General features: G+C 43.4%; 21 protein-coding genes. 14 read left to right on the top strand and 7 right to left on the bottom strand.

Translation table 11 applies throughout. From position 1 onward, the window contains the following. Positions 1-214 precede the first annotated feature (214 nt). The 5 genes from DW738_RS06710 (at position 215) to glnA (ending at position 8,883) form a co-directional block, all read left to right on the top strand. Entirely contained in the window at positions 215-4,978 is a 4,764-nt protein-coding gene (locus DW738_RS06710; protein WP_123160644.1) for a bacterial Ig-like domain-containing protein, read from the top strand. 202 nt (positions 4,979-5,180) lie between these two features. Then, a complete protein-coding gene (locus DW738_RS06705) occupies positions 5,181-6,380 on the top strand; it encodes a phosphoglycerate kinase (protein WP_023024494.1) in 1,200 nt (399 codons plus the stop codon). Between the two features lie 146 nt (positions 6,381-6,526). Continuing rightward, positions 6,527-7,060 (top strand): aromatic acid exporter family protein, encoded by a 534-nt coding sequence (locus DW738_RS06700; protein ID WP_123159590.1) that lies wholly within the window; start codon positions 6,527-6,529, stop codon positions 7,058-7,060. A gap of 69 nt (positions 7,061-7,129) precedes the next feature. Next, complete coding sequence (locus tag DW738_RS06695; RefSeq protein ID WP_023024490.1) at positions 7,130-7,495, top strand: MerR family transcriptional regulator; 366 nt, start codon at positions 7,130-7,132, stop codon at positions 7,493-7,495. 41 nt (positions 7,496-7,536) lie between these two features. Further along, a complete protein-coding gene (gene glnA / locus DW738_RS06690) occupies positions 7,537-8,883 on the top strand; it encodes a type I glutamate--ammonia ligase (RefSeq protein ID WP_023024488.1) in 1,347 nt (448 codons plus the stop codon). 249 nt (positions 8,884-9,132) lie between these two features. On the opposite strand, the gene DW738_RS06685 is transcribed toward glnA, so the two are convergent. Together DW738_RS06685 and DW738_RS06680 are read right to left on the bottom strand one after the other, a co-directional pair. Next, entirely contained in the window at positions 9,133-10,815 is a 1,683-nt protein-coding gene (locus DW738_RS06685; protein WP_123160643.1) for a ribonuclease J, read from the bottom strand. A 3-nt stretch (positions 10,816-10,818) separates the two neighbouring features. After that, on the bottom strand, positions 10,819-11,049 hold the full coding sequence (locus DW738_RS06680) for a DNA-dependent RNA polymerase subunit epsilon (protein ID WP_123160642.1): 231 nt from the start codon (positions 11,047-11,049) through the stop codon (positions 10,819-10,821). A gap of 283 nt (positions 11,050-11,332) precedes the next feature. Between DW738_RS06680 and tsaB the strand changes: the two genes are divergently transcribed. The 6 genes from tsaB to DW738_RS06650 all read left to right on the top strand — a co-directional run bounded on the left by tsaB (position 11,333) and on the right by DW738_RS06650 (position 15,358). Beyond that, positions 11,333-12,016: a tRNA (adenosine(37)-N6)-threonylcarbamoyltransferase complex dimerization subunit type 1 TsaB gene (tsaB, locus tag DW738_RS06675; RefSeq protein WP_123160641.1), complete on the top strand. Its 684-nt coding sequence runs from the start codon at positions 11,333-11,335 to the stop codon at positions 12,014-12,016. After that, the gene (rimI, locus tag DW738_RS06670) at positions 12,013-12,450 is read left to right on the top strand and encodes a ribosomal protein S18-alanine N-acetyltransferase (RefSeq protein WP_123160640.1); all 438 of its coding nucleotides are present in this window, start codon (positions 12,013-12,015) and stop codon (positions 12,448-12,450) included. Before tsaB ends, rimI begins: the two co-directional genes overlap by 4 nt. Then, positions 12,440-13,462, top strand: a complete 1,023-nt coding sequence (tsaD, locus tag DW738_RS06665) for a tRNA (adenosine(37)-N6)-threonylcarbamoyltransferase complex transferase subunit TsaD (RefSeq protein ID WP_123160639.1) — start codon at positions 12,440-12,442, stop codon at positions 13,460-13,462. The genes rimI and tsaD overlap by 11 nt, the downstream gene beginning before the upstream one ends. Positions 13,463-13,551: 89 nt before the next feature. Continuing rightward, entirely contained in the window at positions 13,552-14,247 is a 696-nt protein-coding gene (locus DW738_RS06660; RefSeq protein ID WP_123160638.1) for an AzlC family ABC transporter permease, read from the top strand. Beyond that, entirely contained in the window at positions 14,234-14,563 is a 330-nt protein-coding gene (locus DW738_RS06655; RefSeq protein ID WP_123160637.1) for an AzlD domain-containing protein, read from the top strand. Before DW738_RS06660 ends, DW738_RS06655 begins: the two co-directional genes overlap by 14 nt. Before the next feature lie 120 nt (positions 14,564-14,683). Continuing rightward, entirely contained in the window at positions 14,684-15,358 is a 675-nt protein-coding gene (locus tag DW738_RS06650) for a hypothetical protein (RefSeq protein ID WP_120701555.1), read from the top strand. A 39-nt stretch (positions 15,359-15,397) separates the two neighbouring features. Here DW738_RS06650 and DW738_RS06645 read toward each other — a convergent pair whose 3' ends face one another. Next, entirely contained in the window at positions 15,398-16,738 is a 1,341-nt protein-coding gene (locus DW738_RS06645; RefSeq protein WP_123160636.1) for a sodium-dependent transporter, read from the bottom strand. Positions 16,739-17,092: 354 nt separating this feature from the next. On the opposite strand from DW738_RS06645, the gene DW738_RS06630 reads away from it, so the two are divergent. Then, positions 17,093-17,833: a MerR family transcriptional regulator gene (locus DW738_RS06630; protein ID WP_123160634.1), complete on the top strand. Its 741-nt coding sequence runs from the start codon at positions 17,093-17,095 to the stop codon at positions 17,831-17,833. Positions 17,834-17,867: 34 nt separating this feature from the next. On the opposite strand, the gene DW738_RS06625 is transcribed toward DW738_RS06630, so the two are convergent. From DW738_RS06625 to DW738_RS06615, 3 genes are all read right to left on the bottom strand, one after another. Further along, a complete protein-coding gene (locus tag DW738_RS06625) occupies positions 17,868-18,323 on the bottom strand; it encodes an 8-oxo-dGTP diphosphatase (protein WP_023027290.1) in 456 nt (151 codons plus the stop codon). A gap of 19 nt (positions 18,324-18,342) precedes the next feature. After that, positions 18,343-19,518 (bottom strand): NAD(P)/FAD-dependent oxidoreductase, encoded by a 1,176-nt coding sequence (locus tag DW738_RS06620; RefSeq protein ID WP_123160633.1) that lies wholly within the window; start codon positions 19,516-19,518, stop codon positions 18,343-18,345. 87 nt (positions 19,519-19,605) lie between these two features. After that, a complete protein-coding gene (locus DW738_RS06615; protein WP_023024466.1) occupies positions 19,606-20,136 on the bottom strand; it encodes a hypothetical protein in 531 nt (176 codons plus the stop codon). Between the two features lie 283 nt (positions 20,137-20,419). Between DW738_RS06615 and DW738_RS06610 the strand changes: the two genes are divergently transcribed. Both DW738_RS06610 and DW738_RS06605 read left to right on the top strand, forming a co-directional pair. Then, the gene (locus tag DW738_RS06610) at positions 20,420-21,766 is read left to right on the top strand and encodes an Nramp family divalent metal transporter (RefSeq protein WP_123160632.1); all 1,347 of its coding nucleotides are present in this window, start codon (positions 20,420-20,422) and stop codon (positions 21,764-21,766) included. A 140-nt stretch (positions 21,767-21,906) separates the two neighbouring features. Beyond that, the gene (locus DW738_RS06605; RefSeq protein WP_023024462.1) at positions 21,907-22,206 is read left to right on the top strand and encodes a YbaB/EbfC family nucleoid-associated protein; all 300 of its coding nucleotides are present in this window, start codon (positions 21,907-21,909) and stop codon (positions 22,204-22,206) included. A gap of 134 nt (positions 22,207-22,340) precedes the next feature. Here DW738_RS06605 and DW738_RS06600 read toward each other — a convergent pair whose 3' ends face one another. Beyond that, entirely contained in the window at positions 22,341-22,934 is a 594-nt protein-coding gene (locus tag DW738_RS06600; protein WP_123160631.1) for a 3'-5' exonuclease, read from the bottom strand. Positions 22,935-22,985: the final 51 nt, after the last annotated feature.

Raw genomic sequence — 22,985 nt, 5'->3', positions numbered from 1 at the left:
AGAGGAGGGTGACCTCCTCTTTTTTTGTACTTTTTTTAGTTCCTCCTCACCTTATTATAGGATTTGCTAAAATGGATTGACAGACCTCTCTTTAAAGGGGTAAACTAAATCTGAGTGAAGATTTCCAATTAAACAAAAATGTAAGCGATTGCACATGAGCGAAGGAGAAGTGTTTTAGGAGATTGGAAATTAGTAAAATAAGATGGAGGTCATGATGAAAGGTCATCAATTTGAAAAACAACAACGTTTTAGTATCCGAAAATTCAGTGTAGGAGTTTGTTCTGCACTGATTGGATTGGCATTTTTAGGAACGGGGGCTGTCTCAGCGGATGAGACGCATGCTGCGAATGAACAACCCTTAGAAGCCACTTCAGCAACTGCAGAAGATGTAAATCATTTAATCAGAGAAGCTGGTGTCTACACTGCAGATGCTGTCTTGCCAACTACAGAATCAGCGAAACCAGTTGAGGAAGCCACTTCAGCAACTCCCGAAGTTAGCCCGACGACCACAGATAGTCCAGCGGTTTCAGCGACAGAACAGCCAAAAGCAAGCACAGAAAAAGTAGAAGATTTACCAACTAATGAAGAAAAACAATTAAGACCGAAAGAGGTCAAATTTGATACATGGGACGATTTGTTGAAATGGGAACCTGGTAAACGAGTAGATGATGATTTGAACCGAGCAAGTGTCCCCCTCGCTAGCCGTTTTCAAGGGAAGCAAATCAACGAGCAAGCAAACCCTGATGCAAAGATTCAGGCTCTGTCTAACATGAACTCAAAGGCTAAGGATCATGCTTCCGTCGGTGGGGAAGAGTTTAAGGCCTATGCTTTTGACTATTGGCAGTATTTGGATTCCATGGTCTTCTGGGAAGGTCTGGTACCATCAGCGGATGTGATTGATGCTGCTCACCGAAATGGGGTGCCCATCTATGGAACACTCTTTTATAACTGGTCTAGTAGCATCAAGGATCAAGAGCATTTTGCAGAAACCTTGAAAGAAGATAGTGAAGGCTCTAAAACCTTCCCGATCGCACGGAAATTAGTTGATCTAGCTAAGTATTATGGTTTCGATGGCTACTTTATTAACCAAGAAACGACAGGGAACCTAGTAGAACCTTTAGGACCAAAATTAAGAGATTTTCTTCTTTACACCAAGGAGTATGCGAAGAGTATTAACTACCCTATCAAGTACTCTTGGTATGATGCCATGACCTATGAATATGGTCGTTACCATGAAAATGCACTGGGTGAATACAACTACAATTTCATGCAACCTGAAAATGGGGAAAATCCAGTTGATACCTTCTTTGCCAACTTTAACTGGGGCAAATCAGAAGTTGATTATTCTATCAGCACAGCCAAATGGATTCAGCGCAATCCGTATGATGTTTTAGCAGGACTCGAACTTCAAAAAGGGGGCTCTTATAAGACCAATGTGGACTGGAATGCGATTTTAGATGAACATGGCAAGTTGCGTCTATCCCTGGGGCTTTATGCACCTGACACCATTACGGGTCTAGGAAAGACAGGAGAGGGGTATCATACCCATGAAGATCTATTCTGGACAGGTTTCCAAGGTGATCCAACCAAAGGAAAACCAGCAGATCAATCTTGGTACGGGATGTCCAATCTAGTCGTGGATAAAACTCCGATCACAAATGCTGATTTTAATACTTCATTCAATACTGGTCACGGAAAATATTGGTTTGTAGATGGAAAAATTTCCAAAGATGGCGAGTGGAATTACCGATCCGTCTCTGGCTACCTTCCAACATGGCGTTGGTGGGTAGAACATAGTGAAGACAGCACGCCATTGAAAGGGCGCTATGACTTTGATCAAGCCTATAATGGAGGAAACTCTCTAACCTTTGAAGGCGATTTGAAAGCTAATAGCAGTCAAAATGTCATGCTCTATTCGACCAAGATCCCTGTGACAGAAACAACAAAATTAAGTGTCTCTCACAAGGGTGGGGTTGGTGCGGCTGCTTGGGTAGCTGTTGCTACAAAAGAAGATTACTCGGAATACGTATGGAAGGAATTGACGCCAAACGCAGATTGGTCCACTCAAACCTTCGATTTGGGAGACCTAGCTGGCAAGACCATTTATGCCGTTAAGATGTTCTTTGACCATGATACAGATGTCAAAGACTACAAGTTCAATCTCGGTCAATTGTCTATTACGTCGAACCAAGAAAAACCAGCTGCTCCTTCTGAAGTAACCGTGAAAGGCAAACGCCTGCAAAATGCGCAAGAAGCAGAAGCAGTCCTAAACTTTAAAGGAGTTGCGGATACAGATTATTATGAAGTCTATGAGAAAGATGGCGATAACTGGCGTCTCTTAACAGGGTCTTCTGCGACAACTGTCTATCTTCCAAAAATTAGTCGTTCAGCAAGTGCTGAAGGGACCACTCAAGAACTCAAGGTTGTTGCTGTTGGGAAGAACGGTCAACGTTCAGATGCGGGAACTGTAGCCTTTGATTGGGGTATGACAGTGTCGGATACCAGCCTACCAAAAGCATTGGCGCCAAACGTAGTGATTGGGGCGAAAGTCATCGGTTCAAGTTTCCCAGATGCAGATGGTAGTGAAGGTATCGAGGGGATGTTGAATGGTACCATTACGAGTCTTTCAGATAAATGGTCGTCGGCTCAATTGAGTGGAACTGTCGATATTCGCTTGACACAACCAAGGACCATTGTTCGTTGGGTTATGGACCATGCAGGTGCGGGTGGTGAATCTGTCGATGATGGCAAGATGAATACCCGTGACTTCGATCTTTACTACAAGGACGAAGCCGGCGAGTGGAAATTGGCCAAGGAAGTCCGTGGTAACAAAGCCCATGTGTCAGATATTACACTCGATCAACCGATTAAGGCCCAAGATTGGCGTCTCCATGTCATTACAGCCGATAATGGGACTCCATGGCAAGCTATTCGAATCTATAACTGGAAAATGTATGAAAGTTTAGATACCGAAACAGTCAATATCCCGATGAAGGATGCTGCAGCGCAAAACCTAGGCAATCATTTTGTCCAGGTTGGCTTTAAGGATGTACCTGCGAATACAACGATTTCACTTTATGCCGATAAAGAAGCGACTAGCCCAATTGCGACTATGACAGCCGATCAAGCTGGAAATCTGATCTTTAAACCGCTCGCTTTTGAATCGACTCCGTCTCTTCTTTACTATCGTGCACAAGCACCAGGAAAAGAGATCAGTAATGTTCTAGCGATTGAAGTTCCAAAAAATGATAAAGAAATTAGTGGAGTTCAATTAGAAGAGGGCTTAGCTAAGAAGGTCTACAGAAAAGGAGATGCTCTCTCCTTGAAAGGAGCGACTCTTCGCGTTCATTATCAAGATGGACAAGCAGATCAACTGGTCAACCTCACCAACTCAGGTGTAGAGATTCATGGATTTGACAGTAACAAGCTTGGAGAACAACACCTAGAAGTTTCTTATCTTGGTCAGAAATTGGATAAGACTCTCACTGTTTTTGTGGTCAGTGCAGAGGAAGCAGGTGAAAAAGCCGTTGCTGGTCTAGAATTGACTGACAAACCAAAAGTCGAATATATTGTCGGAGAAGCATTTGAAAAAGAAGGCGGACGCTTTACAGTCGTCTTTGAAGATGAAACGACTGAAACGCACGCCTTGACCGATGAAGGTGTTGAAGTAACTGGCTTTGATGCGAGCAAGGAAGGTCGTCAAACTATCACCGTCCATTACAAGGGAGCTAGCACAAGCTTTGATGTCCTCGTGAATCCAAAACCAGCTCTCAATGATGAATACCTCAAGCAAAAATTGGCTGAAGCTGAAGCTGCAAAAGCCAAAGTAGACTTTACTTTTGCCACTCCTGAAGTCAAAGAAGCCTTGTTGGCTGGAATAGCTGCTTCTGAAAAAGTCTTGAAAGAGCATGATACCAGCACACAAAATCAAGTCAATGAGCAGTTGAACCAATTGACCGCTCTCTTGAAAGCCTTGGATGGACAAGCCAATCTAACAAAAGAAAAAGAAACTCTCTCTGCTCTGACAGAGGAAGCGACCACTCTATTAGCAAGCAAGCCAAATCATCCTTCTGGTGATGCTTTGAAGGCACTGGTTGAGAAAAATAAAGAACTCCTAGCCTCTTCAGAACTCACTCCTGAAGCGCTCGCAACCGCAAAAACAGGTCTAGAAACCTTGATTGCGCTCTTGAAAGAAGATAAGCCGGCTGTCTTTGTAGACCCTGCAACTGGAGTTGAAGTTCAGTTCTCTAATTTGGAACCTACTGTTGTTAAGGGGTTGAAAGTCGCGAAAGTTGAAGCAAATCAGGCAGAAAAAGAAGAGCTGAAGGGACGAGAAGCGGCTATCTTTGATATCGAAGGAGTCGATGCAAGTGGTCAAGATGTGGATACCCATCATCCATCACTTGTGAAAATACCTGTGGATAAGGATAAAGAAGTGGAGCAAGTCCTCTTCTTCCCAGAAGGTCAAGCACCTCAATCTTTAGCCTTTGAGCGTGTAGGAGATGTAGTCATCTTCACAGCTCCACACTTTACTCACTATGCGATTGTCTACAAAACTCAAAAGATAGAGGCACCGGATCAGCCAATCCAGCCAGATCAACCTGTGACACCGGACCAACCGATCCAGCCAGAGAAACCTGCGACACCAGATCAACCGATTCAGCCGGAGAATCCAACAAAACCAGACCAACCGGATAACAATCAAACATCACCAGAACAATTGAATCCGACGAAACCAACTGATCCATTGAATCAAAAGGAAAATGGACCAGATCTTCTGGATCAACGAGTTCAACAAGTTTTGAGTCGTTACTTAACACCGTCTAAAGAAGATTCTTCTCAACAAGATCCAACCAGCAAAGAAACTGACAAGGAATTGCCAACAACTGCAAGTTTAGAGGCTTCTTTTGCAGCAGAAGCTGTACTCTTAGCGGCACTTGGAGGCTTCCTCTTGGCCGGTAAGAAGAAAGAAGAGTAAGGTTTTCTAGAGGCTTAAAAAAGTTAAAATCAATCATAAACCTCCTTTGTGAAAAACAAGGGAGGTTTCATGATGTAGATTCTGAATCAGGAGTATCAATCCAGATAGGCTATTATGAAGTAGAAATCCACTATTTTTCTACCTCTTTTACATCTTTTGTGATATAATTATCATGTATAAAAAATAGAAGGAGTCATATCCAATGGCAAAATTGACTGTTAAAGACGTTGACTTGAAAGGGAAAAAAGTTCTCGTTCGTGTTGACTTCAACGTTCCTGTAAAGGATGGCGTGATCACAAATGACAACCGTATCACTGCCGCTCTTCCAACAATCAAGTACATTCTTGAGCAAGGCGGACGTGCAATCCTCTTCTCTCACCTTGGACGTGTAAAAGAAGAAGCTGATAAAGAAGGTAAATCACTTGCTCCTGTAGCGGCTGACTTGGCTGCTAAATTGGGTCAAGACGTTGCTTTCCTACCAGGTGTTACTCGTGGTGTTGAATTGGAAGCTGCGATTAACGCTCTTGAAGACGGACAAGTTCTTTTGGTTGAAAACACTCGTTTTGAAGATGTTGATGGCAAGAAAGAATCTAAAAACGATCCTGAACTTGGTAAATACTGGGCATCACTTGGAGATGGTATCTTCGTAAACGATGCATTCGGTACAGCTCACCGTGCGCACGCATCTAACGTTGGTATCTCAGCAAACGTTGAAAAAGCTGTTGCTGGATTCCTTCTTGAAAACGAAATTACCTACATCCAAGAAGCAGTTGAAGCTCCAGAACGTCCATTCGTGGCTATCCTTGGTGGTTCAAAAGTTTCAGACAAGATCGGTGTTATCGAAAACTTGCTTGAAAAAGCTGATAAAGTTCTTATCGGTGGTGGGATGACTTACACATTCTACAAAGCTCAAGGTATCGAAATCGGTAACTCACTTGTAGAAGAAGACAAATTGGATGTCGCTAAAGCTCTTCTTGAAAAAGCAAACGGCAAATTGATCTTGCCAGTTGACTCAAAAGAAGCGAACGCATTTGCTGACTACACTGAAGTGAAAGACACTGAAGGTGAAGCAGTTGACCCAGGCTTCCTTGGTTTGGATATCGGTCCTAAATCTATCGCTAAATTTGACGAAGCTTTGACTGGTGCGAAAACAGTTGTATGGAACGGACCTATGGGTGTATTTGAAAACCCTGACTTCCAAGCTGGTACAATCGGTGTCATGGACGCTATCGTTAAACAACCAGGCGTTAAATCAATCATCGGTGGTGGTGACTCAGCTGCCGCAGCGATCAACCTTGGTCGTGCAGACAAGTTCTCATGGATCTCTACTGGTGGTGGAGCTTCAATGGAACTCCTTGAAGGTAAAGTTCTTCCAGGACTTGCAGCTTTGACTGAAAAATAAGACGGTTCCTCATACACCATAGAAGAAGCACTGAAAGGTGCTTTTTCTATTGGACGAGAGTAGAAGGGAACCAGATATTCCTCATTTCCCTGCTTGAACCTTTCTGGAAATATGTTAGAATAAAAGAGATAGAAAGATAGGGGACAATGGATTACTTTAAACGACATAAATTTGACCGTTCCAAATTTCGATTGGGAATGCGGACCTTCAAAACAGGGATAGCCGTTTTTCTGGTTCTATTGATTTTTGGTATCTTTGGTTGGAGAGGACTGCAAATTGGGGCTCTGACAGCTGTTTTTAGCTTGAGAGAAGATTTTGATAAGAGTGTTTACTTCGGAGCTTCGCGTGTGATGGGCAACAGCATCGGTGGTTTTTATGCTCTGCTATTCTTTATGATCAAGATCCTCTTCCACGATGCCTATTGGGTCACCCTGATTTTTGTACCGATTGCGACCATGTTAACCATTATGACCAATGTCGCCATGAACAATAAAGCCGGAATTATCGGAGGCGTATCAGCTATGCTGATTATTACTCTCTCGATTCCTACAGGTGAAACTTTCCTATATGTTTTTGCCCGCATTTTTGAAACCTTTATCGGTGTCTTTGTAGCGATTTTAGTTAATTCAGATGTGGATCGCATTCGAGACTTTATAAAAGAAAAAAGAAAACCCATGTGAGATTATATGACATTTTAATCTTGACATCGGTTTTTTTTGCGTTATAATAGAAGGGAAAGGAGGTCGGATATGAAAGAAAAGGAATTAAGACGAACGTTAGCGGTCTTTCCGATTGGTAGTGTTATGAAATTGACAGATTTAACAGCTCGTCAGATTCGCTATTACGAAGATCAGCAACTCATTACTCCGGATCGTACAGAGGGCAATCGTCGGATGTTTTCTCTCAACGATATGGATCGCCTGTTGGAGATTAAGGATTACTTATCTGAAGGCCTTAATATTGCAGGAATCAAAAAACGGATTGCTGAGAAAGAAGCTAAACGCCAAGCTGCCAAGGTAGTTAGCGAGAAGGAAGTTCGCAAGGCCCTTCATCGCGATATTCTTCAGCAAAGTCGCTTTCATACGACCTCATCGCCATATGGTCAGTTACGCTGATCATTCTTTTTACTTATTGCTTTATTCATAAGGAGACACACATGTCAATTACTGTTGAAGATATTCGTCGCGAAGTCAAAGAAAAAAATGTAACCTTTATTCGGTTGATGTTCTCGGATATCTTAGGAACCATGAAAAACGTTGAAATTCCAGCGACAGATGAACAGTTGGAAAAAGTTTTATCAAACAAGGCTATGTTTGATGGATCTTCTATCGAAGGGTTTGTTCGGATTAATGAGTCTGATATGTATCTCTATCCTGACTTGGACTCTTGGACTGTTTTCCCTTGGGGAGATGAGAACGGTAGTGTCGCAGGCTTGATTTGTGATGTCTATACAACAGAAGGGGAACCATTTGCAGGAGATCCACGTGGAAACCTCAAACGTGCTCTTCGTCACATGGAAGAAGTTGGCTTCAAATCGTTCAACCTTGGACCAGAGCCAGAGTTCTTCCTCTTTAAACTGGATGAAAATGGAGACCCAACTCTTGAAGTGAATGACAAGGGTGGCTATTTTGATTTGGCACCTACAGACCTTGCGGATAACACTCGTCGTGAGATCGTCAATGTCTTAACCCAAATGGGATTTGAGGTAGAAGCCAGTCACCACGAAGTGGCTGTAGGTCAGCATGAAATTGACTTTAAGTACGATGAAGTTCTTCGCGCCTGTGACAAGATTCAAATCTTTAAACTCGTTGTAAAAACCATTGCTCGTAAACATGGTTTGTATGCAACCTTTATGGCTAAACCAAAATTTGGTATCGCTGGTTCTGGTATGCATTGCAATATGTCCTTGTTTGATGCCGAAGGGAACAACGCCTTCTTTGATCCAAATGATCCAAAAGGAATGCAGTTGTCAGAAACAGCTTATCATTTCCTTGGTGGTTTGATCAAGCACGCTTACAACTACACAGCCATCATGAACCCGACTGTCAACTCCTACAAACGTTTGGTACCAGGTTTTGAAGCTCCTGTATACATCGCTTGGGCTGGACGCAACCGCTCCCCATTGGTGCGTGTACCTGCTTCACGCGGTATGGGAACTCGTTTGGAATTGCGTTCCGTAGATCCGATGGCTAACCCATACATCGCTATGGCTGTTCTTTTAGAAGTTGGTTTGCATGGGATTGAGAACAAGATTGAAGCGCCAGCACCAATCGAAGAGAATATCTATATCATGACAGCTGAAGAGCGTAAAGAAGCTGGAATTACGGATCTTCCATCTACTCTTCACAATGCTTTGAAAGCCTTGACGGAAGATGAAGTAGTTAAGAATGCTCTCGGTGAACACATCTACACGAGCTTCTTAGAAGCCAAACGCATCGAGTGGGCAAGCTATGCAACCTTCGTTTCACAATGGGAAATTGATAACTACTTGGACTTGTACTAATCAAATCCATACAAAAAATGAGCTAGGTTTGATTACCTAGCTCATTTTTCATAGATAGAAAATGAGAGTGGGACAGAAGTCGGTCATTCGTTAGAATTCGATTTCATCGTCCCACCTCCGCACAGTTGAGTAGGGCTGTAAAAGCTGATGAAATCAGCGTAGTAGAGCCCACTCAACCACTGCGTCTTGCTCGACAATCCAAAGACAATTGAGAGGCTAGGACTTTTGTCCCAGCCTCATTCTTTTTACTTAATTTTCTTCATCTGGTGTCAAAATCATCGGGATGATGATGGGTTCACGTTCCGTACTTTCGTAAAGGAAAGGACGGAGGGCATTGACAATAGCACCGTGTACGGTTTGAATGTTGGCATCTTTGTTCTTCAAGGCGATTCGGATAGCATTGAAGAGGATACGTTGACTTTCACGGATCAGGTCACCAGACTCTCTCATATAGATGAAACCACGACTGAGAATATCTGGTCCAGCTAAAATCATTTTTGACTTGAAGTCAACTGTCGCAACAGCTAGGACAACACCGTCTTCTGATAAATCTTTGCGGTCACGAAGGACAGCAGCTCCGATTTCTCCGATGCGATTTCCGTCGACATAGATATCTTGAGCATTGAAACTTCCTGCGATACGAGCCGAGTTGGCTGTTAAGGCAAGGACATCACCGTTGCTCATGATGAAGATGTTATCCTTTTCTACTCCTGTATCACGCGCAAGTCCAGCATGAATCTTCTGCATGCGGTACTCACCGTGAACAGGCATGAAGTATTTCGGTTTGATCAAGCGCAACATGAGCTTTTGTTCTTGTTGACCACCGTGTCCAGAGGTATGGATATTGTTAATCTTACCGTGGATGACATCGACTCCTGCTTCAGAGATGATGTTGATCAGGCGGTTGACGCTCGTTGTGTTGCCAGGAATTGGACTAGATGAGAAGATAACGGTATCACCCGGTTGCAATTGCACTTGGCGGTGGGTTCCATTAGCGATACGAGACAGTGCTGCCATCGGCTCCCCTTGGCTCCCTGTACACATAATGAGGATTTCGTTTGCCGGGTAGTCTTTGATTTCACTTGGTTCAATAATTGTTCCAGGTGGTACCTTGATATAGCCCAGCTCAATTCCGTTGACAATGGCTTTTTCCATCGAGCGTCCAAAGACAACAATCTTACGGCCAGTTTTAACAGCGGCATCTGCAGCCTGTTGGAGACGGAAGATGTTTGAGGCAAAGGAAGCAAAGATGATGCGTCCATGAATGCCTTCAATTATCTTCATAATGGATTGGCCAACGACTTTTTCAGAGTTGGTAAAGGTTGGGACTTCCGCGTTGGTTGAGTCAGAAAGCAGACAGAGGACACCTTCCTCTCCAAGTGCGGCCATCCGGTGAAGATCGGCCGGCTCACCAACTGGAGTAAAGTCAAATTTAAAGTCTCCTGTGCAGACAATTTTTCCTTGAGGCGTGTGGAGAACGATCCCCAAAGGTTCTGGAATAGAGTGGGTCGTACGGAAGAAGGTCGCTTTAATATGCTTAAAGGTCAACTCCGTATTTTGGTTGATTTCATAGAGTTTAGCACCACGAAGGAGGCCATGCTCTTCCAATTTTCCACGAATAAGGGCTAGGGCCAAAGGTCCAGCATAGATAGGCACATTGGCTTGCTTCAAGAGGAAGGGAATTCCTCCGATATGGTCTTCGTGTCCGTGAGTAATCAAGACCCCTTTGACACGGTCGATATTTTCAACGATATAGGAATAGTCAGGAATAACGTAATCAATCCCTAACAAATCATCTTCAGGGAACTTGATCCCAGCATCTACAATGATGATTTCGTCTTGGTATTCAATCCCATAGGTATTTTTACCAATTTCCCCGAGACCTCCAATGGCGAAAACACCAACTTCTTCAGGTTTTAAGGTATATGCCATGGATTAGAACTCCGTAATTTCAAATGCGCCAGACTCTTTTTCATATTCTAGATGTTGGTCTGACAAGAGGGTGATAAATTCGATGTTGTAAGGTGTATTTTCCTCAACAAGGCGACGAGCTTCAATGCGTCCTTCTAACTCATTCTTAGCATCAATATCGAGATAGAGGGCATGAGTCGTTTCACGACGAGGGTTGCGTTCTTTTGTTTCTTGGTAGAAAACTTTGTAAATCATTTCGTTTCGGTTCCTTTCATTTGTTCGGACTGTAGCAGAAAAGAAACAGCTAGTAACTAGCTGAGACACCTATTCTTGCTTTATATTGTCCTGATTCGATATAATTATTATTCATTATACCATAAATAGCCTCTAAGGAAAAGATGCAAGCAGGGTCTGAAATCAGAAGGAAGCGCTTTTTTAGAAGGAATAGAGAGCAGGTGATTTGACAGTCTGGGGGTGCTTCCTCTACCGTTTGGCGTCTATTTGTAGTATAATATGAGACAGACAACGAGGAGAAAATATGAAAGTATTAGCATTCGACACCTCCAGCAAGGCCCTATCTGTTGCCCTTTTGGAGGATGAAAACCGATTAGCGGAGTTGACGCTTACGATCAAGAAAAACCATAGCATTACCTTGATGCCCACTATTGAATTTTTGATGGCGAGCATTGATTGGAAGCCAACTGATTTGGATCGTATTGTAGTAGCAGAGGGACCAGGATCCTATACTGGTTTGCGGATCGCGGTAGCAACGGCTAAAACTCTAGCTCAAACACTAAAGATTGATTTGGTAGGAGTATCTAGTTTACTAGCCTTGGTACCAGAAGAGATAGAAGGTCTGGCCATTCCAGTAATGGATGCCCGTCGCAACCATGTCTATGCGGGCTTTTACCAAGAGGATCAGCTGGTCTATCCGGAGGCTCACCTCTCTTTTGAAGCGGTATTAGAAAGAGCAAAGGGAGCTGAAAAGGTGACCTTCCTTGGGGAAGTGAAAGCCTTTCGTGATCAGATACAAGAAGCCTTGCCACATGCTCAGATGCTAGAAACCCTACCGGATGCGGTACGGATCGGTCGACTAGGACTTACAAAAGAAGCTGTCTCCGTTCATGGTTTTGTGCCCAACTACCTCAAGCGGGTAGAAGCTGAGGAAAACTGGCTCAAGGACCATCAAGAGTCTGGTCAGTCTTACATCAAACGCCTATGATTCGAATTGAGAAGGAAGCGGGGCGATTAGACGTGGCCCCTCAGTTGGTAGAAATCTTAGATGATGTCTATGGACAAAGTCCTTGGACCTTGGAGCAAATCCTAGCGGATCTTGGACAAGCTCAAAATTGGTATGCCTTCGCCTATCATGGGGAAGAATTAGTCGGTTTCTTGGCCATACAGGAAAACCTATACGAGTTAGAAGTCATCCAAATTGCTGTTCGAAAAAAGTGGCAAGGTCAAGGGATTGCTCGTCAGTTGTTCGAAACCATCCCCTGGGAGAAAGAGGTCTTTTTAGAAGTGAGAGAAGGAAATACTCCAGCTCGAACTCTCTATCAGAAACAAGGATTTAAAGAAATTGGTTGCCGGAAAGGGTATTATCATGCACCTACCGAAGACGCCATTATGATGAAAAGGGAAGCAAATGAAGGATAGATATATTTTGGCATTTGAAACATCCTGTGATGAGACTAGTGTCGCCGTTTTAAAGAACGACACAGAGCTCTTATCCAATGTCATTGCCAGTCAAATTGAAAGTCATAAACGCTTCGGGGGAGTGGTTCCAGAAGTCGCCAGTCGGCATCATGTCGAAGTCATTACGGCCTGTATCGAGGAAGCGCTAGAAGAAGCGGGAATTACAGAAGAAGAAGTCACAGCGGTTGCTGTGACCTATGGCCCAGGTCTTGTTGGAGCCCTTTTGGTCGGCCTTGCTGCGGCCAAGGCCTTTGCTTGGGCGCATGGAATTCCTTTGATTCCTGTGAACCACATGGCCGGTCACTTAATGGCGGCTCAGAGTGTCGAGCCTTTGGAGTTCCCCTTGCTAGCTCTATTGGTTAGTGGTGGACACACCGAGTTGGTCTATGTATCGGAGGCAGGTGATTATAAGATTGTTGGAGAAACCCGTGATGATGCGGTTGGTGAGGCCTATGATAAGGTCGGACGCGTCATGGGCTTGACCTATCCAGCCGGTCGTGAGATTGATGAATTGGCCCACCAAGGTCAGGATGTCTACGATTTCCCCCGTGCCATGATCAAGGAAGACAATCTGGAATTCTCCTTCTCAGGGCTCAAGTCTGCCTTTATCAATCTTCACCACAATGCTGAACAAAAAGGCGAGAGCCTGTCCAAGGAAGACCTATCGGCTTCCTTCCAAGCAGCGGTGATGGATATCTTGATGGCCAAGACTAAGAAGGCTTTGGAAAAATATCCGGTCAAGACTCTAGTCGTCGCTGGTGGAGTCGCAGCCAACCAAGGTTTACGAGAACGTTTAGCAAGAGAAATCACGGATGTCAAGGTCATTATTCCGCCTTTACGCCTTTGTGGGGACAATGCTGGGATGATTGCCTATGCCAGTGTCAGCGAATGGAATAAGGGGAATTTTGCTAGCTTAGACTTAAATGCCAAACCAAGTCTCGCTTTTGACTCGATAGAAGAGAATTTAGAATAGTTAAAAAACGAACAGAAAGGACGGGACTACGATTCCCGTCTCTTTTTTTGTTATAATAGTTAGAATCATAAAATGGAAAGGAAGAAGGAGTGGAGAAGAATTTTCAGCAGGGGGTTAGGGATGCCCTTCCGACAGCCTTAGGTTATATCAGTATTGGCTTAGCCTGTGGCGTTGTAGCATCGCCCTATCTCTCCCCTTTAGAAATGGGGCTGATGAGTTTTTTGGTATACGCAGGGGCTTCTCAGTTTGCCATGATTTCTTTAATTGCCGTTCATTCGTCCATCATGAATATTGCCTTAACCGTCTTTTTCATCAATTTACGCAATATGCTCATGAGTCTGCATACTTCTCCTGATTTTAAGGAGGCTAGCCTGGTCCATAATATTGGCATTGGTAGTTTGTTGACAGATGAAAGTTACGGGGTTTATTTGAGTGAAAAATTGAAAAATGACCGGATGACTGTTTCCTGGATGCATGGCAATAACGTGGTCGGTTATCTAGCCTGGGGCTCATCAACTATTTTGGGGACAGCCTTGGGTTCACTCTTGCCCAATCCTAGTGCCTTTGGCCTGGACTTTGCCTTAGTTGCTATGTTTATTGGGATTTTTGCAGGTCAGTTTCAAGGGATGCGCTTGACGGAAAAGCTGCCAACCATGCTTCTTGTTTTAGCTGCTGTGGCCCTTAGCTTTTTCCTTTTAACCTTCTTTTTGAGCCAATCGTTGGCGGTCTTAGTAGCTACCTTAATAGGTTGTTTAGTGGGGGTGATTTGCGATGCGCGTGAATAGTTGGGTTTTCTTGGTTATTTTGATTTCAGCAGTGGTCACCTGGATTCCACGTATTTTACCCTTTGTGCTAGTCAAATACCGGGGTCTACCAGATCCAGTCCTGCGTTTTCTAAAGTACCTTCCCATTGCCATTATTTTTGCCTTGATCCTTTCAAGTTTAGTGGATGGGAAGGTGGGCCAGCTTCCTCAGGTTCGGTGGTTGGATCTGCTAGCAGCCATCCCAACCATGCTGGTAGCCTTTCGCTACAAAAACCTAATGGGCACTGTTCTATTTGGAATTATCTTGGTCGCTCTCTTACGATTGCTTGTTGCCTGAATCTCCTGAATTTTTAGATAGATTTCTTTTTATTACGGATATTACAAAAATATTTCAAAAAATACTTGACATTGTGTCTTGTTGTAATATAATAGTGTCTATCAAATGAAGTGAGGGATCATGATGATGAAAAAATGGACAAGTTTAGCAGTTTTAGGATTAACTTCTGCAAGCCTACTCGTAGCCTGTGGCTCAAAAAAAGAGGAGAACAACTCTTCTGCCAAAGAAGCACAAACGACGGTGAAGTCTAGTCAGAAAAAAGCAAAGGCAGCTTCTGGAAAGAAAGAGACAAAAGCTACTGAAGCTGCTTCACAAGAAGGGGCACAAGCTGCTTCACAAGATGCAGCAAACTCAGGTCAAACCGATACAGGATCTGGTTCTGCAAGCGCTAATAAGGCTACAGATTCGTCTCAAATGGTTCCAGAAGAGCTAGTAGGGACTTGGACAGGAACAACTGAAATTGCCAAAGATGTCCAAATGACAGTGGCTGCGGACGGAACAGTTACTACGACAGCGAACTTTTATCAAGCTGATTTGAATCCTGTTCGTACTGCAACGACGAAAGCAAAGGCAGTCCAAGCTTCTGGTAATATCTACTACTGGGAAACAGACGAACCTGGAGCTTTTGATGCTCTTCTTCCTGGTATTGCTGGACTTGGGGGAGCCAATATGAAGGTAAAAGCCGGTTTCATTTTGGAAGAGGGCCATTATACACCGATTGTATTTGTAACAGGACTTAATGAAGACTTTGATTATAGCAAATACAATGATTTCCGTGTTTCCCTTACAAAATAAAAAAAATCCACGAATCCCTATGGACTCGTGGATTTTGTTTTAGATAAATTGTGTAATAAAGACAATGAGGATGACGATTGGAATCACAAAGCGAAGCAAGAAAATCCAAGTTTTGAAGAGGAAGCGTTTGGCTTTCTCTTCACCAACCTTGAGTTCTTCTTGGGCTAGGACTTGGTCAAAGATATAACCTGTAAATAAAGACAGGCAGAGAGCGCCAAAAGGCATGAGGAGGTTGGAAACCAAAAAGTCCATGCAATCAAAGAAGGATTTTCCAAAGAGGGTCCATTTAGAGAGGATACCATAGGATAGGGCTGATGGAATCCCAAAGATAAAGGTCAGAAAGCCAATAATTTGACTCCATTTGGACCGCTTTTTGTTGTTTTGGTTGGTGACATTCCCGACATTAATCTCTAACATGACGACGGATGAGGTAATGGTCGCAAAGAGAAAGAGGAGCAGGAAGAGCAGGTAGAAGAGGGTTCCAAAAGGCATCTTGTCAAAGACTTGTGGAAGGACTACAAAGAGGAGTCCAGGTCCACTAGTAGAAGGGATTTGAAAGGCTGACATAGCTGGGAAGATCGCCAAGCCCGCCATGATGGAAACAGCAATATTCATGAAGACGACGGAAATGCCGGATTGGACCAGATCAGTGTCCTTGTTCAAATAGGAAGCATAGGTCAACATGGCCGTTACCCCTAGAGAGAGGGCGAAGAAAGATTGACCTAAGGCATAGAGCAGACCTTGACTGGTCATCTTGGAGAAATCTGGCTTGAGGAAATAGCTGACTCCCTCCCAAGCGCCATTTAGGGTTAAGGAACGACCAATCATGACCAAGAAAATGATGAAGAGAAGGGGCATCATGAATTTTGAGGCCTTTTCAATGCCTTGCTCCACCCCCTTGGAAACAATCAAGACATTGAGGAGGATGAAGATTGCTTGCGCTCCAAGAGCTAACCAGGGATTTGAAATAATGTCCCCGAAAAGCTGGGTGTAGTCTCCAACTGTCAAGACTTGAAATAATTCTCCCAAGGCAACTCCTAAATAAATCAGGATCCAACCACCGATGACACTGTAAAAGGAGAGAAGAATGAAGAGAGCAAAGGCTCCAATCCAGCCAATTCCATCGTAGAGGCGACGGCCACCGAGTTTTCCAAAGGTTTTAATGGCAGAGACACCAGCTGCACGTCCTAGAGTAAATTCAGCCAGTAAGAGGGGAAAGCCGATGAGTAGAGTCGCTATCAAAAAAACGAGGAGGAAACTTCCGCCTCCGTTAGCAGCGGTCATATAGGGAAACTTCCAAACAGCCCCAAGCCCAATTGCAGAACCTGCAGAGGCTAGGATGAAGCCAAGTTTCGAGCCCCATTGTGATTTTTCAGACATCTTTAAAACTCCGATCTATTTTTAAATAAGAAAAGGCTACTTGAGTTGTCAAATAGCCTTCATTCAATTGCTCTTTTGAGTTTTTTCTTTGATTGATAGACTTGATTATCCTATCATGATTTTTAAAGACTGTCAAGAAAGCGGTTTTCATGTTTTCATAGTTTTCTCAAAAAGTTAAAAAATTTTCTTAAAAATGCTTGACTCTGACCTAAGGGGAGGGTTTATACTATCAATGTAATACTCTTCGAAAATCAAATTCAAACCACGTTAGCGTCGCCTTACCGTACTCAAGTACAGCCTGCGGCTAGCTTCCTAGTTTGCTCTTTGATTTTCATTGAGTATAAGGAGGAAATCATGTACCAAATAAAAGAAGCTGCGCAGCTTTCAGGTGTCTCTGTCAAGACCCTGCACCACTATGACAAGATAGGACTCTTGGTTCCCTTAAAGTCGGAAAACGGCTATCGAACTTACAGTCAAGAGGATTTAGAACGCCTTCAGGTCATTCTTTACTACAAATATCTAGGCTTTTCTTTAGAAACAATAGCAGAGCTGTTAAAGGAAGAAAGAATAGATTTATTGCCCCATTTGACTAGGCAGTTGGACTATCTAACTCGAGAAAGGCAACATCTGGATACCTTGATTTCCACCTTGCAAAAAACCATTCAAGAACAAAAAGGAGAAAGAAAAATGACCATTGAGGAAAAATTCACTGGATTTAGCTATCAAGATCATCAAAAATATCACCAAGAAGCGGTAGAGAAGTATGGACAAGAAGTCATGGATCAAGCCCTCGAACGCCAAAAAGGTTGCGAAGATGAGTCTACGGCTGCCTTTAACCAAGTCTTTCAAACTTTGGCACAGAATCTTCAAGCTGGTTTACCTGCAACAGCAATTGAAAACCAAGAGCAAGCAGCCAAGCTTTTGCAAGCCATTCGTACTTATGGATTTGACTGCTCTATTGAAGTCTTCGGATATATCGGTAAAGGATACGTCTATAACCCTGAGTTCAAGGAAAATATTGATAAATTTGGACCTGGAACAGCCCAGTACACATCAGATGTGATTGTCCACTATGTTGAAAAACAGAGCAAATAAAATAATCGGCGGAGGACTCTCCGCCGATTATTTGCTATTTTAAATCATAAAGCCAGTCGTCACCGTCTTTATAGTAGAAGAATTCACTGATATCATCTTCCAAAAAAACACGAAGCATATCAGACATATCATTGGTTGCAAGTTTTAGACGAGATAGATTTTCAAACTCTTCCCACCAGACCTTTCCTTCGTCTGAAGACTGGAGCTCACCAGTAAAGTGTTCGGTCTTGTAAAAAAGGACGACATAACGGTAATCCTCATCATCGTACCAGTCCTTGATGCCACAGAGTTGGGTTTTAGAAATGGTTAGACCCGTTTCTTCTCTCACTTCACGAATGACAGCATCGACAAAGGATTCGCCACGTTCAACATGTCCGCCAGGAAAAGTAATGCCAGGCCAGTCAGGACTAACTCGATTTTGAACCAGAACCTTGTCCCCATTTTTAATCATACACATGTTAACAAATTCGACTGATTCTCTTCTGTTCATTTTTTACAACCTTTGATATTTAATCATAATGCAGACTTCCTGCCACCCAACCGGTGCAGAGGGCAGAAGTGATGTTAAAGCCACCTGTGTGGGCGTTGATGTCCAGGACTTCACCCGCAAAGTGGAGGCCAGGAACAAGTTTGCTCTCCAGTGTTTTAGGATTGATTTCCTTGAGACTGACACCTCCTTTGGTAACAAAGGATTTAGCCAAGGACATCTTGCCTGTTACAGGGATTGGGAGTTCCTTTACCTTAGTTAGTACCGCATCCACCTCTTTGGGGGAGAGTTGTTTCACCTTCTCGGGAAGATCTTGAGCAAAGAATTCTGCCAGGCGTTCAGGGAGCATGGTTTTCAAAGCATTTTTCAAGGATTTTTCACGGTTTTCTTCAAGAAATGATAGCAAATCACTTTCAGAAAGTTGTGGCAAGACATCTAGGGAGAGGATTTCACCACCCTTGACAAAGCTAGACATGCGTAGTGCAGCAGGGCCTGACAAGCCAAAATGAGTAAAGAGCAGGTCATGGGTGATGACATGCTTGCCATAGCTGAGAGTCACATCGTCCAGTGAAATACCCTGCAAGGCCTTATGCGGAAAATCCGTCAATAAAGGACTCTCGGCAGCTTCAAGCTCGGTAATAGTGTGTTTGAAGTGGCGAGCAATCTCATGGCCGAAACCGGTAGAGCCCGTCGAAGGGTAGGACTTTCCACCAGTGGTGACAATGAGTTTATCACAAGTAAAGGTCTGGTCTGCTGATTTCAGGACAAACTGGTCGTCTATCTTTTTAACCGAAATAATCTCTGTTTGAGTAGCAATTTGTCCACCAAGTTCAATGATTTTCTTTTCCAAAGCCTCGATTATGGTTCGCGATTTGTCGCTGGCTGGAAAAACGCGACCATGGTCTTCGACCTTTAGTTTGACGCCATTTTCCGTAAAAAAATTGATGATATCATGGTTATCAAACTGGGAGAAGACACTGTAAAGGAAGCGTCCGTTTCCTGGAATGCCTGCAAGGAGATCGTCCAAGCTTCCATTGTTGGTCACATTGCATCGTCCTCCACCAGTCCCAGCTAATTTTTTTCCGAGTTTCCGATTTTTTTCAATGAGAAGGGTTTTCTGACCATAAAAGCTACTAGAGATAGTAGCCATCATACCAGCAGGGCCTCCTCCGATGACAATGGTATCGTAGTGGTTCATAAGATCTCCTTTTTCTCATCTCATTTCATTTCCAGTTCATTGTAACATAAAAAATGGACCCTGTCCCCAGGCTCCACTTTTTATGAGTTAATCGTCTTCGTTTGGATTTTGACGGAGGTGGATGGAATAACGCTTAGGTGGGTAAATTCCGATTTCAGGACCCCAGCGTGGGAAGAGCTGATTGGTTTTCTTCCCAGCAGCGTACTTGGCTTCTGCAGCCATTTCCCAGAGCTCTTCGTAGAGATCACCTAGCAAAAAGTCAAGCTCTTGATAATAGAGGTCTGGCTTTCCGTAGTCACTAAGGCTTAGTTCCATCAAACCATATACTTGTAGTTTGTGGTCCATGAGTCTGCGTCCGTCCACCTTGTTAGAGTGAACGATAATGCGTCCGAAAGGATCATTTCTCCGGATGCGTTCGAGCTCTTTGTAGGCGTTGATTCCAGAATTTCCTTGACAGGAGAAGAAGTAGATGTTTTTCAAGTCATAGTCAATATAGGAGATATTTCCATTATAGACCAGCTTGACTGGTAGATTACGAACCCGTTTTTTCTCCAGATAGTTGTTAATATGTTCGACCAACATCTTAGAGGGATAATTGTATTCAATGACATAGATCATAGTTTCTTTCCTTTGCTGTTCAATAAATAACTGAGCTGTATTTCAGTTACGATTAGTATACAAGCTTTTGCAGTAGGATAGGGTGAAAAATCTATTTGGTTCATTTTTGAAGCTATTCGGTTCAATTTGGAGGAACAAAGGAGAAAAAATCGCTAAAGGAATACGAAGAAAATGGTGAAGCGGGAGCTAGGAGGGGATTTATTGAAAATGCAGAGAAAATTTACCGAAATTTTTCATTTGTGCTATAATCAAGGGGAAGTAACGTCGTGGAAAGAAGGGTATCATGAGTTTAGAACAGTTAGAGCGGAAATCGCTCCAAGAAATCAATCAATCCGTCAAGGTACCTAAGGGAACTTCTTTTTGGAAGACCTTATTGTTGTTTTCAGGTCCGGGGAGTCTAGTAGCAGTGGGCTATATGGATCCTGGGAACTGGATTACCAGCGTTGTTGGCGGGGCTCACTATCGTTACTTGCTATTATCGGTGGTTCTCTTATCCTCCTTGATTGCCATGCAATTGCAACAGATGGCTGGGAAACTAGGTATTGTCCATCGGAAAGATTTGGCCCAGACAACGGCGACTCATTTACCTAAGTGGCTCCGCTATATTCTCTGGATGGTGATTGAATTAGCTTTGATGGCGACAGATTTAGCAGAAGTCATTGGTTCGGGGATTGCGCTCCATTTGCTGTTCGGATGGCCCTTGCTTTTTTCTATTTTGGTCACCATCCTGGATGTCTTCCTCCTCCTTGGACTCATGCACTTGGGTTTTCGCAAGATTGAGGCCATTGTCTCCACCTTGATTTTTACCATTCTGGGGATTTTTATCTATCTTGTGGTCTTATCAAAACCAGATATAGGTGGAATTTTTGCGGGGTTTATTCCCCAAAAGGAAATCGTAGGCATTGGTCTTCCTAAAGGATCACAAGCTTTGACGCTAGCTCTGGGGATTATTGGTGCAACCGTCATGCCTCATAATCTCTATTTACATTCTTCCATTTCACAAACACGCAAGGTCGATTATGAGGATCCTGCAGATGTTCGTCGGGCTGTGCGGTTCATGACCTGGGACTCCAATATTGAATTGACCCTGGCTTTTGTTGTCAACTCTCTCTTGCTGATTCTCGGAGCGGCCCTCTTTTTTGGACACGCAGAAGAAATTGGAGCTTTCTCCAGTATGTATGATGCCTTGCAAAACAATGCCATTGCAGGAGCTATTGCGAGTCCTTTTCTGTCCACTCTGTTTGCCGTTGCTTTGTTAGCAAGTGGTCAGAATTCAACCATTACAGGCACTCTGACGGGACAAATTGTCATGGAAGGTTTTCTTAAATTCCGGCTTCCTCAATGGCTTGTCCGCCTCTTTACTAGGATGTTGGCCCTCACTCCTGTCCTGATTGTCGCCTTTCTATTTGGGGATCAGGAAAGTGTTCTAGATGATTTGTTGGTCTATTCTCAGGTCTTCTTGTCTCTGGCTTTACCATTTTCAATTTTCCCCTTGGTTTACTTTACCTCCAATAAAAAAATCATGGGAGAATTTGTCAATGCAAAATGGAATACCTACTTAGCTTACGGAGTAGCTACTCTTCTGACTCTTTTTAACGTCCAACTCATTGTCACAACGCTGTTTAAATAAAAAATCAGCTTTGTCGGACGGAGAAAACATGCTATAATAGAAGAAAACTGCTCATCTTACTAGAAAATGGGCAGAAATGGGCAGTAACCATTAAACAAAAGGGCTTAAACCCTTGATACGAAAGGAATCTAGAAAACATTATGATGAATATGCAAAATATGATGAAGCAAGCACAAAAGCTTCAGAAACAAATGGAACAAAGTCAGGCAGAATTGGCTGCTTCTCAATTTGTTGGCAAATCCGCTCAGGATTTGGTGGTTGCAACTCTGACAGGTGATAAGAAGGTGGTATCCATCGAATTTAACCCAGCAGTTGTGGACCCCGAAGATACAGAAACTCTTGCTGATATGACCGTTCAAGCTATCAATGCAGCCATCGAAGAAATTGATGCAGCAACCAAGAAAAAATTGGGAGCTTTTGCTGGTAAATTACCATTCTAAGCATACAGAAAAAGAGAGTGGGACAGAAATCGGTCATTCGTTAGAATTCGATTTCGTCGTCCCACTCAACCACTGCGTCTTGCTCGACAATCCAAAGACAATTGAGAGGCTAGGACTTTTGTCCCAGCCTCTTTTTAGTCGTTAAAAAAATTGGAGAGGTCTAATCCACCAAAAGGAGAGGTAGAAAAGGATTCTTGCTCGGTTAGGAGTTGCCGTGCTCGATCTGATTCGAGAAAGGCTTCATAAACAAGGGCGGTCATTCGTGCATCTTCTAGACTATCATGCGATTTTCCAGCCACTCCTAAAAACTGAGCAACTGTATGAAGCTGCAAGTTCTTAATCCCATGGAGGTCAGAAGGTCGGCGTTTAGAAGCTTCTTCAAAGACATCAACAGCATATTGGACCGTGAACTCTAGCCCATTTTCCGCTAGGATAGGGAGGTCACTCTTGATGGCATTGTATCCAATGAGGGGACTGTCTGCAACAAAGTCTCGAAACTCCGCGAGAACTTGCTCGAGTGGGGGAGCTTGGAGGATTTTATCAGATGTAATCCCGGTAAGGCCATTGATAAAACTTTTTAGTGGTTTATCCGTATAGGCATAGGAATCGTAGTGGGCAACTTCTTGGCCATCTACAAAGCGGACAGCAGAAACTTGGATAATGTGGTACTTTCCTTCGAATTGATTAAATTCTAAATCAAAGGAGACATATTGGCTTAATTCTTTCAAGGGAACTCCTTCATCTTATGCTTGCTTTTTGATTTTCTATTTGTTGAGGAG

This window comes from Streptococcus sp. AM28-20, assembly GCF_003603595.1.
GTDB lineage: Bacteria > Bacillota > Bacilli > Lactobacillales > Streptococcaceae > Streptococcus > Streptococcus ilei.
The sequence above is the reverse complement of the archived record's forward strand: the minus strand, read 5'-3'. Positions and strand labels throughout refer to the sequence as shown.